This is a genomic window from Flavobacterium sp. (assembly GCF_044371705.1).
In the GTDB taxonomy this organism is placed as follows: Bacteria; Bacteroidota; Bacteroidia; order Flavobacteriales; family Flavobacteriaceae; genus Flavobacterium.
This window is the reverse complement of record NZ_JBILTE010000068.1, coordinates 1-12,856: the sequence shown is the minus strand read 5'-3', so window position 1 is coordinate 12,856 and position 12,856 is coordinate 1. Positions and strand designations below refer to the sequence as shown.

The 12,856-nt window shown below is 34.5% G+C and carries 10 protein-coding genes and 1 pseudogene; 3 read left to right on the top strand and 8 right to left on the bottom strand.

Translation table 11 applies throughout. From position 1 onward, the window contains the following. The 5 genes from ACIQ2S_RS06470 to ACIQ2S_RS06450 form a co-directional block, all read right to left on the bottom strand. Positions 1 to 1,132 (bottom strand): glycoside hydrolase family 5 protein (locus ACIQ2S_RS06470; protein WP_396174114.1); only part of this gene is annotated, 1,132 nt, incomplete at its 3' end. A gap of 423 nt (positions 1,133 to 1,555) precedes the next feature. Next, positions 1,556 to 2,287, bottom strand: a complete 732-nt coding sequence (locus tag ACIQ2S_RS06465; RefSeq protein ID WP_396174112.1) for a hypothetical protein — start codon at positions 2,285 to 2,287, stop codon at positions 1,556 to 1,558. Positions 2,288 to 2,463: 176 nt separating this feature from the next. Beyond that, positions 2,464 to 2,889: a hypothetical protein gene (locus tag ACIQ2S_RS06460; protein WP_396174110.1), complete on the bottom strand. Its 426-nt coding sequence runs from the start codon at positions 2,887 to 2,889 to the stop codon at positions 2,464 to 2,466. Between the two features lie 399 nt (positions 2,890 to 3,288). Then, the gene (locus tag ACIQ2S_RS06455) at positions 3,289 to 6,720 is read right to left on the bottom strand and encodes a hypothetical protein (RefSeq protein ID WP_396174108.1); all 3,432 of its coding nucleotides are present in this window, start codon (positions 6,718 to 6,720) and stop codon (positions 3,289 to 3,291) included. 34 nt (positions 6,721 to 6,754) lie between these two features. Beyond that, on the bottom strand, positions 6,755 to 8,434 hold the full coding sequence (locus ACIQ2S_RS06450) for a hypothetical protein (protein WP_396174106.1): 1,680 nt from the start codon (positions 8,432 to 8,434) through the stop codon (positions 6,755 to 6,757). Between the two features lie 311 nt (positions 8,435 to 8,745). Here ACIQ2S_RS06450 and ACIQ2S_RS06445 point away from each other — a divergent pair. The 3 genes and pseudogenes from ACIQ2S_RS06445 to ACIQ2S_RS06435 form a co-directional block, all read left to right on the top strand. Next, positions 8,746 to 9,072 (top strand): annotated as a pseudogene (locus tag ACIQ2S_RS06445) (class I SAM-dependent methyltransferase); the annotation flags it as partial. Between the two features lie 50 nt (positions 9,073 to 9,122). Next, positions 9,123 to 9,959, top strand: a complete 837-nt coding sequence (locus tag ACIQ2S_RS06440) for a transposase (RefSeq protein ID WP_396174104.1) — start codon at positions 9,123 to 9,125, stop codon at positions 9,957 to 9,959. Between the two features lie 38 nt (positions 9,960 to 9,997). Then, positions 9,998 to 10,744 carry a transposase gene (locus tag ACIQ2S_RS06435; RefSeq protein ID WP_396174102.1) on the top strand — a complete coding sequence of 249 codons (747 nt, stop codon included), beginning with the start codon at positions 9,998 to 10,000 and terminating at the stop codon, positions 10,742 to 10,744. Between the two features lie 110 nt (positions 10,745 to 10,854). Here the strand turns inward: ACIQ2S_RS06435 and ACIQ2S_RS06430 are convergent, their stop codons facing one another. The 3 genes from ACIQ2S_RS06430 to ACIQ2S_RS06420 form a co-directional block, all read right to left on the bottom strand. Then, entirely contained in the window at positions 10,855 to 11,403 is a 549-nt protein-coding gene (locus ACIQ2S_RS06430) for a hypothetical protein (RefSeq protein WP_396174100.1), read from the bottom strand. A gap of 11 nt (positions 11,404 to 11,414) precedes the next feature. Then, positions 11,415 to 11,846 carry a hypothetical protein gene (locus tag ACIQ2S_RS06425; RefSeq protein WP_396174098.1) on the bottom strand — a complete coding sequence of 144 codons (432 nt, stop codon included), beginning with the start codon at positions 11,844 to 11,846 and terminating at the stop codon, positions 11,415 to 11,417. 229 nt (positions 11,847 to 12,075) lie between these two features. Next, on the bottom strand, positions 12,076 to 12,856 hold a 781-nt coding region (locus tag ACIQ2S_RS06420; protein WP_396174095.1), incomplete at its 5' end, for a hypothetical protein.

Genomic DNA, 12,856 nt, shown 5'->3' with positions numbered 1-12,856 from the left:
AGTCCATTACATCCCGCATTTCATTGTCCATATGAAACTGTAGAACCGACATGTGTAAATCCTCAAATGGAATAAAAATCCATCTTCCATAGTAGGGTGGTCTTTTCTTTTCTTCTTTTGTAGTTGAAAGTTCTATAGACTTCCATGTGTACATTGCCCAACCATCAATTTCACTCGAGTTGTTCATTAAATCAACTTGTTGTTTAATTGCCGATAAACGGTTGATTCCAAATTCTCCACAGAATATTGGGCGTTGTTTTGGCTCTGAGCTTTCTAAGTGTTTTGGTAATTGCTTCTCAATTTTATTCCCAAACCAACTGTAAAAATGAAATTGATAACAAGCATTAGAATCTAAAAGGCTATCATATTTAGAAAGAACATCCAGTTTTGTCGCATAGCTATTTCCTTCATAAATAATCATATGATTCGGGTCGTATTTTCTTATTGAGGTAGTTATTTTTTGATATAAATCAATTAATTCCTTTTCTCGTTTCCGATTCATGTTTGGCTCATTGATTAAATCGTACCCTAAAATGATTTGTTCGTCTTTGTAATGTTGAGCTATTTCCGACCATATAGCAGCTGTCTTTAGCTTTGCTTCTTCAGAGTCCCACAAAACTGTTGCTCCTTTCGTATAGTTTGAAACCCATAAAGTATTTTGGGGCTTAGCTGCATGAATCATTGAAAGAATAATGGCTACATTGTTTTCTTTAAAAGTGGGTAAAAGATTATCTAAAGTAGAAAAAAGCACTTTTTTTGTAGAGTCGTTGTCAAATGACTCCGCTGAAAAACCAACTCTTACAGAATTAAACCCCATTTTCTTCATTAGACAAATATCTTCTTCAGTTATGAAATGCTCCATCATCTGTTTCGAAAAATTGCCGTAAGCATTCGTACCGAGAATTTCATTCAAATTTTCCGCTGTAATTTTATGTACATTTTGTGCACCCCCAAAAATGTAATTCTCTTGGTAAAGCCAACAACTGACATTTGTAGCTTTAATGATAAAACGATTGCCATTAGGATCTATAATATCACCCTTAATTCTGCGAAAATATTTTGTCTCATTCGACTGAGAAAAAGCCGAAATGGTTAAACCTAGTAAAAATGTAAGTACTACTATTTTATTCATATTCTGCTTTTTTTTTCTAAGGTTGCAGCTAACGTCAGTTCGTCTAAAAATCCTCCACCCGAACTGATTTTTATTAAATATGAAGTAAATATATTGGTTTTGCGGGACAATAAAAACCACTTTATTACTTTTTTTAGGAAAAACTATTACTTTGAAACGCTTGAAATGCCTTCCACAAAAAAAGAATTTAATCTAAATTTTCCGGGCATTCTATTTGTCCTTTAAAAAACAATAACAAAGCCAAATAAAACAAAAGGGATACGAATCCTTAACGGAAGTCTACATTCAACTCAACCCATCTCTTTGCGAACCGCCGAGTTTAGCCTGTCCCGATTTTTATCGGGATGACCCGCACGTACGGTGCTGTGAGAGGCTCTCCCTGCTAGTTTCTAGTGGGGCAGTCTACTCGATTAGTGGCAGTTTTTATTCAGTTATTAATGTTTCGTATAATAAACTCATTTCATTTTTAGTTTGTTCATCAAGTTCATTGTCGTTTAAAATAATATTTTCTATTCGGGTTCTAAAACTAATTTTTGTAGCTTTATTTTCTATCCAATTATTTATTTTTACATAAAGTTCACTATCTCCGAATACATTAGTTAGTTTTTTTCTGTTATAATATTCAAAGCCTTCATAATACAAATCTTTAAAATGTAAAGTGCTTTCCAAGCTATCTGTTTCTTTCCATATATTAAATAAATTGTCTATGCCGATTTGGCTTTTCCAAAACATAATCAATATGCTATCAATTTTGTCTCCAAATGAAGGAATAGGGAAAGTATTTATGCATTCTTTAAAAAATGCAGTTTGAAATATTTTTAATAAACTTAATTCATTCTTTGTCCATTCAGTTTGGTCAAATGGTATCAGTCTTGAAAATGATAGTTCTGGCGAGTGTGTTGGGAATTTGAATTGAGAAATTAAGTCAATGTATCGTGGAAGAAAATATTTCACTTCTGATATTTCTGTTTTATTTGGTTTTGCACTATCATTATATAACGCAAGAAGTTCAACAGGAATTTCTTTTAATGGTAAACTTACAAGTTTTGTAGTTTCGTCAATTGTCATACAGCATTCAATACAGACATCCAATGGAAGTTTGGCTCTGTAATTTGCAAATTCGGTGTATATTTTTTCTACTATTTCTTCAAGCATTATAGGTTTTTGTAAAATTGCCACTAACGGTTTTGGTATTGCCGAAGGCGGGGATTTTTAGCACAAAAGTTCAATAGAATTTCCTCTTTTGAACCTTGCACAGATGCTCAATTGAAGCACCTCAGCCCCGCTTTTGGCAATACCTTGTTATGGGCAGGTTTTTGTCAGTCCTTCAATTATTGTGGCGGAAAAACTGAACTTACTAATGTAGCGGTATCAGATAGGATCCCTTCGAACGCAATTTTGATGCTATTACTATCAGTAGCAAAAATGGTCGTATTGCTATTCTCAGTAGTTACAGAAATAAATAATCTATCAATACCTTGACACCAAGGAGGGGTACCTGGACCATCTGGAGAGCTGTTTGCACTTTGCCATAACCCATTGTAAATAAATGTTGTAGCTCCACTTGGGACATTATATTGAGTAGAGGCTCCTTCAATTATTGTAATAAAAGTTCCTTGTAATATTGTCCAACCAATACAATTTGGGTTATCTATTGTTGGAATTGGATTTGTTAGTGGTCCAGTCTGCACATGTAAAACATATGTATTACTAGTAGTTGGAGAAACAAATGTGTATTTTGCTTTTAAATTTGACATATTTATTTAAATTAGTTTTCCTACTATTTAGCGTTTCGGATATCGCTTCTCATTGATTTGACTGAATGAGAACAGTCCGTTTTTTTGAGTGATGTCTGCTCCACTTTTGCTTTTTTTTATTGTCACATTGGGTGGTCAGCCCATTCCTTGACCATTGTCATTTTTAAACTTGCCCATAACGTTTTGCAGCTATAAGAAGTTGGCGATTTCGAAGCACTGAACTTTCAATCTGCACGAATGTTTGATTGAAAAACTGAACGTCATTTAACCACTAAACCGCCAATTTCTTATAGGTGCTGTTATGGGCTGGTTTTCCTTGTTTATAGAATTAAATGATGCTTAAGTTTTCATAACTTCATTATTTAATTCAAGTTTTTATGAGATTGAAACAATACCATTTTAACCGTGATTTTGACCAGGAGCCCATTCGTAAATACCACCAGCAATAGGCATACAAATCCCATAAACACCCATAAATCCAAATTGGACTAAACTTTCTATTGCCTTTGCTTCAAGATCTTCTGTTAGAGCAATTGGTAACTCCATCATGCCTCCTACATTAAATGCAAAATTTCCAATAGATTCTGGAATTAATGATTTATAATCTGTATTCCATCGGTCTTTATTGGCAATAATATTCATAATTACAGGAATATTCCAAATCAAATTAATTACAGACTCAACTGCAGGCGATACCTTAGACCACTTGCTATCACTAGGCACCAAAGTTAATGGGATATTTACAAAACCTTTAATAATACTGATACCAGTAAGAGTATTATTCATTTGTCCATACCAGTTACCCGTTTTTACATTAATAAAGGTAGCGATGTTTGGAGATACATATGCAACATTAGCAATTGCATTAATTAGTGCAAGTGATTTTAAGTTAACATCAAAAATTTCTAAGGTACGTTGAACAGTAACAGTTAATATCAACACGATGCTGCCTGCAAATGCAAAGAAACCTGTAACTACACCAAATACCTTTAATTTACTTTCATCAAGAACAGGCGTGGCTGCTAAAGATGATAACATCATGCCTCTTGCATTTGACCTTACGCTTGGTACACTTGTATAAAACAATGATTGGATCTGAGAAAAACTTGTTGCGTTTATTAAGTCATTGGTAAATGCATCTCCTTTCGGAAATGGAGCGCTACCCGCAGCGATTTTGTAAACAATGGTGGCTGGAATAGCTGCAACCAAACAAACTAAGTCCAAAAATGACAAATCATCACCAGTGATTTCATTGTACAACCAGGAGATAATAGGAATATCCAGTTTCATTGTCATCATGGATATTACACCTTGAGCCAATTGAATAAACACATCTACTACAGCGAGTATAATATTCTCTGCAGTTTGCAGAAGAGTATCAACTACAATTGCAATAAATTTTTGAATAATTTCTGTTACAGACAGTGTATCGAACTGATCAATTATATCCGTTTTAATTGCATTAAATGCTGCACTTAAGGTTGCCTCTTCGCTATTTAAAAGATTTAATAAGTCTTCAAAAATGGCCTCAGTAATAGAAGCTGGATTATATGTTGAGCTTGCCGATTTTAAATTTCCTTGGTAATGATGTACTCCCAAATTTGCAGGTGCCGAGTTGCTTCCGCTTAAAGATTGATTTGATGCAGTGGTACTGTTGGGGGTTTGATTAAAATTAGGAATATTCGCCCATTTATTTACATCATTTTGCATAGACGTAAAAACTGCAGTAATATCAGCCTTGGTATCACTCAAACGGTCAATACTCTGTTGTGCGAATTGAATAAAAACATTTTTCATTACTCGGTGGGTGATTATTATATCTTGCCAAGCAAATAAAAATTCTAAGAATAATATTAAATCTTCAATTGCAGTCTTGATTTGATTAAATACCCATTCGACGGCACCAACTACTTTTTCTACCACATTTAAGACTGCAGAATACACTTTTCCAGCAATTGTCACTACAAAATGCCATACATCGTTTGCTACATCTTCAATTATTTGAACTACCGCCTCTACCCCAGATTCTAGCCAATTAAACAAATCCGCAGCTTCAACTAATATTGCTTCGGCTCCGTTTACAGTAATAGGTCTATGCAGTGAAATTGTACTCATAGTTGATCTAGTAAGAATAACATTACTTGAGTTTAACTTATTATAAACAGTCGCTAAACTTGAATTCGACAAAGCTACAGCCTGTAAATCGCTATTGGAAACATTGCTATTGACCAACGCGCGTGTTGTTCCATCATCATTGGTGATGACTGCTCCTTGAAGGGATGCAACTGTGTTCATATTGGCAACCTTATTAAATGGAGCATCCATAGGATTTAGAGCATTCACCACTCCATCAGTTCCTGTAATAGTAAGTTTTGTACCTACTAAACTGGTTACCCATTCTATGATTGTAATACTTCCTAATGCATCTGTATTGATCTGAATACCAGTAGGATCAATAATGTAATACAGGTGATTGATGTATACTCCTGTGCGAGTTGGGGCTGTAATGGTAACGGGAGAATCTGCCATTACTTGATTGTTTTCGTCAGTAACTTGCACTAATGTAGTATAAGAACTGAATTTATGTGTATTAGCAATGTCAATCGATGGCAATAAGATACTTTGTGTTTGCCAAACTGCATTTTGTGCCGTCTTCACCGATTTGTTTAATATATCATCTGCCACAGAAAAAAAAGTATTTCCGTAATCAATACAATTAATATAAGGAGAGAACAAATCCACATTACTCACGATTGGTAATGGAAAAGACCAAACAGATGTTACAGCAAGTTGTTGACCGCTTGGGCAGGTTGTATAAAAAATTTGATCATTGCCATTTAAGCCCCAAACAGTTACTATTCCATTTGCTTCATACGCGTACATTTTTTTGACACCTGTGAACATACTGTTCTGCATCAATAGATTTGCAATAGCGCCATCATTTTGATTGCTATTAGCAAAAAAATAAAGTCCGCCTTGACTGCAAACATATATATCTGTAGATAAATCTGTTTTTCTACAAGCTGCCATTGCATCTGCAATAATATTATTCGGCAAGTTGAGTCTTGCTACTGGTGCAGGTATGGCAGGGTTAAAAACATTGTATAGGGGTTGAAAAGTAAATTGTGCATTGCCGTCTACTTGCCCAATTGTGTACAAGCCATCTATAGTTGGTTGGTGCGGACTACCAGATAGGTATTGTCTTCCTAAGCAACTTGAATAAGTATCAGCTTCAAGATCAATTGCAACATCGTGTGGTTGCCAAGCTGGAATAGTTGAATTGTTAGTGTTGATGTAATATCTTGAAATTAACTTTTCTGCACTTGTTGGATCTCTTAAAATATCAACAACAATATATTGCGTATTATTAGCCGTTTCGCTGATTATAACATTAGCAATAATTACATTTTTAGTTGGATTGTCAAATGGATATTGAATCCAATTTGGAGTATTAGTCCATCTAGTATCAGTGTTTGAATTGCCAAGACATAAAAACAAATGGTCACTTGTACCATCATTTATAACCATCGCCATTCCAATTGTACCATCAACAACGCTCTGTGCCACTTCAAAAGTTTTGCAAATTAGAGATGGTAGACCTGGAAAACTCTGCTTTATTTTGGCAGAGCTTAAATCTGTTTTTGTCCAACCGGTCGCACTGCCTATAGCTTCTTCGGTTACATAAAAAACATTGTCTGTTCCAATCGAAAACAATAGAGAACATCCACTTTTTGTTTGTAATGCTTCAAACTTCTTTTCAGGCGACATTATTTCTGCCTGTTTATAGTTTTGCATTAACTCATTAGATATATTAACTTTTATTGTGCTCATAATTTTGACTTTTATAGTTATTTTTGAATCTTACTTAAGAAGGTTGAACATAAGAAATATGTGAAACCAAATCCTGATTATCAGAAAAAACGACATCTTTAAATGTGAAAGTTTTTCCACCAGGGAATACAAATTGTTGTGCAATATTTAGCGGTAATGAAGTAAATCTTGTTTGAGCGAAACCTTTTGTCCAGTCATCAACATCCTTAACCAACTCATCTAATCCAGTAAACAATTCTATAAACCAATTAGCACTAGGTGTTGGATCTGAGTTGTCTTGCTTTACAGAATTTAAGCTAGCGGTTAACTGTCCATTTTGATCTACGGCAAGTGTGTATGTATCAGTAATTGTAATGTTAGTAGCATTCCAGCTTTCTGAGGATTGCATCACTCGTATATAAATATAAATCAAAAGTGTTTGTGTGATCACAATTGTATTTCCAATAAACTGTACACTAACATTCATTGATGGAGTTAGCGTCATTTTAGCCATATCATCATCTAAGCCAGATGCATCCGTATAAGTTGAGCTATAAGCGTAATTCAAAACTTCCGTTCCTGTTAAAGGTGTTGTAATAGTTGGAGTCTGATTTGGCGTTAAACTCCAACTGTAATGTATGTTTTGATCAAAGATACCAGACAACCATGTTCTCACAAATGATTTGAAACAATTTTGTGACACATAGTCTGTCAAGAGGTTTTTGAGATAATTCGCAAATATGTTTCTATTTATTGAAATTACACCATTAAAAGAAGATTCTTCTGAACTTTCTACCCAATTCCAAGCAAAGGGAACGGCAGGAGGTAGCGAGTTACCGTTTGTTTCACACAAGTAATTTAAAGTATTTAAATTAGGATTGTTTTGAGTATTGGTTGTCGGATCGACATATGGACTCACTTCCAATTCCATATTTGTTAGAGTTAGCGTGGAGTTATTTTGCTCGGGAACGTTTTCAATAATTGAATAATTTAAAACGGGTTGTGCGTTTGCCTTCATCGCAGTAAAATAAGCCCCTAAAAACACTTGTGAAAGAAGAGTGTAGGCTGGTGTACCTGGTTCTACGCCACTAATTGTTGGAGTTGATTCTAGTGCAGCATTATCAAGGTCAAATATCAACTGTTGAACACTAAATGCGTCTGGGCCGAAATTATTTAACTGTGCTTGAACATTAGCAGGTAAATTACTATTGTTTATAATGTTTTTCAGAGCAACTATTGATGTAAACAGCCAAGGAGAATCTGTGGGTTGAGTAAAGCTCTGAAAGCTAGTCAAACCTTGTCTTCCGAAATTGCAAGTAACTACTGTAAATTGTGCACAAATTAGATTAAAAATTACAGATTGACTGGCATTTTGAAGTGTAATAATATCAGGAATATTTTGAGGAAGTATATTAGCTGGAATTCCAATTGCAGCTTCAAATGCAAAGTAAAATTGACTTTGGTTGATGTTGGTAATATCCTGATTCATTGGATCACCCGTTTTCCAATTTGCAACTTTCAATGGATCAGTCCCTTTTGTTTGCACCATTAAATCTTCGTATGAAACTGCAATAGGATTCCCATTCGCATCTTGGTTCCAATACATTTTTACTGTAGGAAAAACAGAGTTATACAAATACTCTTTCATTGTAGCATTAATACTTTCTTGTGTGGTAGCTACCACAAAGTCATACCCGTAATGGGCATCAGATAAATTTGATTGATTTGCACTCATTTTTTTTGTTATTTATTTTTTGTGAAATTCGTTTTTTTGAGTGGGGTCTGCTCCACTTTTTTTCTCTTGTCACTTGGGTGGTCAGCCCTTTGGCTTTCGCAGACCAGCTTTTGTTTTAAACTTGCCCATAACTTACTGATAGTGATGTAAATTTCATTTTATTAAACCATTTTTACAATACCCACTTTTAGGGATTTTTTTTACATCACTAAATTTAGTGATGTTTTTTTTTTTATTTTATGCTTTCGTCAAACATAAAAACAATATTGTTACACTTAGCTAATCCCTTATATTTGCAAAAAATCGCCCACATGTCAAAAAACATTACTCCCTATAAAGATTCTACATTAGGACAAAAAGAACAAGTTGCTTAAATGTTTGATGCTATTTCGACAAATTATGATGGCTTGAATAGAGTCATTTCTTTTGGAACAGATATTAAATGGCGAAAAAAAGTACTCGCAATTGTAAAGAAAAAAAATCCAACAACTATTCTAGATATTGCCACTGGAACTGGAGATTTAGCTTTATTAATGTCGGAAATTGAAGCAACAAAAATTATAGGTTTAGATATTTCTGCAGGTATGCTGGACGTAAGAAGAAAAAAAATTGCACAAAAAAATCTTTCAAAAAAGATTTACTTTTTGTAATTTTAGTCATGCAAGGAAAAAAAGAACTCACCCCAAAAATGCTCTACCAAGTTCATTTACAGGACTTGATTCCAGAGCACAATTTCTACCGCTTGTTAGATAAAGCCATTGACTTTCGGTTTTTATATAAAGCTACACAAGACTATTATGGAGACGAAGGACAAGAGAGCATTGACCCAGTTGTATTCTTCAAAATCTGTTTGGTTGGTTATTTGAACAACATCAATTCCGATCGAAAACTCATTGAATATTGTTCCAATTGTTTGGATATTCGTTTGTTTATTCGGTATGATATTGATGAAGCGTTACCTTGGCACAGCACCATCAGCCGAACACGTCAATTGTATGGAGAAGAAGTATTTATGGAACTATTCAAAAAAGTACTTTCGCTTTGTGTAGAAAAAGGAATGGTTCGTGGCAAACGGCAAGCGGTTGACAGTGCTTTTATCAAAGCCAATGCTTCGATGGATAGCTTGGTAGAAAAAGAAGTGTTTGACGATGTTGATTATTATGCTCAGGAGCTCAATGATAACAGCGAATTCAAAGTTAGCCAAACACGTAAAAAGCTCGTTGACCAACACCACGATTGGAAAACAGAAACCTACAAAGGCCAACCCAAGGGAAGTACCAAAGGCGATAGAAAAGACGAAAATGGCAACTTAATCCGACCCAAATATTTATCCAATCACACACATTACAGTCCAACTGATCCCGATGCCAGAGTGAGAGTAAAACCGGGCAAGGCACGCCAACTCAATTACTTTGGGCAAATAGCTGTTGACGACCAAAACCATGTGATCACCGGAGCCTGTGCGGATTTTGCAGACAAACGCGACAGTCAAATCGACGTAAGGAGATTCATCGAACACCTATAAAAGTTAAAAGTTCGGTGAGATAGTGTCTGGAACAAATAGTGGAACTAACCAAAGAAAATCTAGTAGAAAACCAAATAGAATTAGGCGAAGTTTTAGCCGATGCCGGTTACAGTAGTGGCGATGCCTTAAAATACTTAAATGATAATAATATCAATGCTTGGATGCCTAACTTTGGACAATACATTCCTGAGCGAGAAGGCTTTGTGTACAACAAAGCACAAAACTACTATCAATGCACCAAAGAAGGCGGTAATCAAGCCAAACTGCTTTTTAAAGGCGAGAAAACAGACAGCAAAGGCTACACCAAACGCACCTATCGCAGTAGTGAAAGTGATTGTAAGAAGTGTCCTCTTCGAGAGCAATGCTGTGGAATGAAAACTAATTTCAAGAAGATAGACGACAGCATCCACAAAGAGCTTTATGACAAGATGCACCAAAAGCTCACTCAAAACCCAGAGTATGCCAAACGAATGGTCAAGGTGCGAAGTAAAACAGTAGAACCTGTCTTGGGAACGCTCATCAACTTTACCAACATGAAGCGTGTCAACACGCGAGGAATAAAACAAGCCAACAAACATGTTTTGATGGCAGCCTTGACATACAACTTGAAGAAATACCTCAAGTTTATTGCCAAAAAACCGAAGAGCATCGCCCAAGTTGTAGCAATAGAACAAGAAAAGCTATCAATAGGTTTAAAAACCATTATTTTAAACGTAAAAAGTAGCTTTTTAAGCCTTTCTTCTTTTAGAAATACCTACTTCATCCTAAAAATAAACCTCGCATAGAATCCCGAAATTTCGGGACAAACGAGGTTGTTTTTTATGATTAGTATGAAAATTTAGTTTTTTGAATGGGTTGTGCAACAGCTACTGCTGTTGTGTGACGTTTTATTTTTTTAAAATAAGTCGCCATCTTTTATTGTTATTCCTTGAATTTTCCCCAAATAGATTATTGCTTTTTTAATTTTTTGAGAAGCATCATAATTATCTCCAATCAAAATTTCCATTTTGTCAATATACTTCCACGATGCTGGTTTTATCTTCAAGTTTTCATATTCTTTTGCGTAATATTTGTTGCCTATGTAAACTGAAATTTTATAGTAACTGTCTTTATCAGAAACTTTTGTTGTAGAAACTTTAACAATATCTCGAATATCAATAATATGTGCAACAGTAAATAAGTTGTTTGATCCTGAATTATTAAATACATCATACATAAAGATGAAAATATTTTTCAAATCATCATCAGATAAAGTTCTGTCTGATATTCGTTCAGCATCAAATTTTAATATGTCATTTTCAAAAAAAACTCCATTTTTATAATTTGACATTGGTGAATTAGCTTTTATTTGTTCGGAAATAAAATCTTTTGTGTCGTTTGAAGTTTGAGCCTGTGAAAACTGAATTGAACTCAAAAATATAAATAGATAAATTAATTTTTTCATATTCTGTTTTTTTAATTGTTTGGATAATAAACTAAATTTCCGTTGTAATCTTTTTTATAAGTACCTAAAGTGTTTCCGTACTTATCTTTCTTTACAATATTTCCGTTGTAATCTTTGGACAAAGTATAAAGTACATTTCCGTTTTGGTCTTTAACAACTTCATTACCATTGTAATCTGTAGACTGTGTAGTTTCTTTGTTGCCATAATTGTCTTTTGTTACTTTATTTCCATTGTAGTCTTCTGATTCGGTTTTAATTACATTTCCATATTTGTCTTTCCAAACAAAATCTCCGTTGTAATTTGTTGAACCTGTTGCGACAATATTTCCATATTGGTCTTTTGCAACTGTATTTCCATTATAATCTTTGGAATAAGTTAGTTTTTGGCTATAACCCAAAACTGTAATTAGCAAAAATGCAAGTGTTAAAATAATTTTTCTCATAATTGTTTTTTATTTTGCTTACTCTTTCAAAATGCGGTTTTCAGCGAACCCGTTTTGTGTCTTTTTCGTCCCTTTCGGGAAAAATGTCACACAACGTTTTGGCGCTTGGCGAAGAAGCGGATTTCGTAGCACTAAACTGTCTGCCAGCACTGCACTTGATACGAAGCACAAAGCTTTATTTAAGCACTGAACCCGCTTTTTTGCCAAACGCCTGTTATGTGCTGTGCTTCTACTTCTTTCCACTTTTATGTCGTCCTGTTTTAAATATTTTCAATGCTGTTTCTTGTTGTTTGCTAGTCAGTTTACTTGTCGCTATAGATAAAGCCAAATAACTATTTATTGATTTATTGAAACCATTCAAGTCTCTTAGATAAATTCCTGTCGTTCCTTTTTGCGGGTCTTTTGCCCATACAATTTTTCTATATTGGTTGTCAACTGTGTCAATTGAATAATTTGTCTGTTTGATTTCGTTAGGAATATATATAGCAAGGTCAAATTCTGTTTTATCGTGTTTACATTTTGCAACATAGTCACAATCTTTTCCAATAATACTGTCTTGAATTGTCGCAGGTCGAATGCTTATAACATCAACCTTTGGTGTATTGGTCTGGTCGTAAGTTATTCCTTCTTTCATAAAACGATACGACAATTCATTTCGCCAAAATCCATTTTCTAAATATTCTTGTGAAGTTTGTTCAAAGTCATTGGAATAATAGCCAAAGTCGAAACCAAACTCAATACTGTCACCTTTAATATTTCCAACATAGGAGTCAATTCCTTTTTCGGTAACCAATTCAAAGTCGGAAGGAAAGTCAAAAAGATAATCGCCAACTTCAATTGTTTTCCATTGTCCGTCAGATTTCTTTTCTGTCTGTCCGCAACCGAATAGAAGTATCGTTACTAAAATTGTTAACAGTCGTTTCATTTGTTGATGTGTCGTTTTAGCATAGCACATAACGTTTTCGGGCTTGGCGAAGGTGGCGATTTTTACCACAAATGTTGATGCGGAG

Bases quoted from the DNA above. Each gene is read 5' to 3' on its own strand.
- ACIQ2S_RS06450 (WP_396174106.1), bottom strand. From the start codon at position 8,434: ATGAGTGCAAATCAATCAAATTTATCTGATGCCCATTACGGGTATGAC.
- ACIQ2S_RS06465 (WP_396174112.1), bottom strand. From the start codon at position 2,287: ATGCTTGAAGAAATAGTAGAAAAAATATACACCGAATTTGCAAATTAC.
- ACIQ2S_RS06455 (WP_396174108.1), bottom strand. From the start codon at position 6,720: ATGAGCACAATAAAAGTTAATATATCTAATGAGTTAATGCAAAACTAT.
- ACIQ2S_RS06440 (WP_396174104.1), top strand. From the start codon at position 9,123: ATGCTCTACCAAGTTCATTTACAGGACTTGATTCCAGAGCACAATTTC.
- ACIQ2S_RS06425 (WP_396174098.1), bottom strand. From the start codon at position 11,846: ATGAGAAAAATTATTTTAACACTTGCATTTTTGCTAATTACAGTTTTG.
- ACIQ2S_RS06460 (WP_396174110.1), bottom strand. From the start codon at position 2,889: ATGTCAAATTTAAAAGCAAAATACACATTTGTTTCTCCAACTACTAGT.
- ACIQ2S_RS06430 (WP_396174100.1), bottom strand. From the start codon at position 11,403: ATGAAAAAATTAATTTATCTATTTATATTTTTGAGTTCAATTCAGTTT.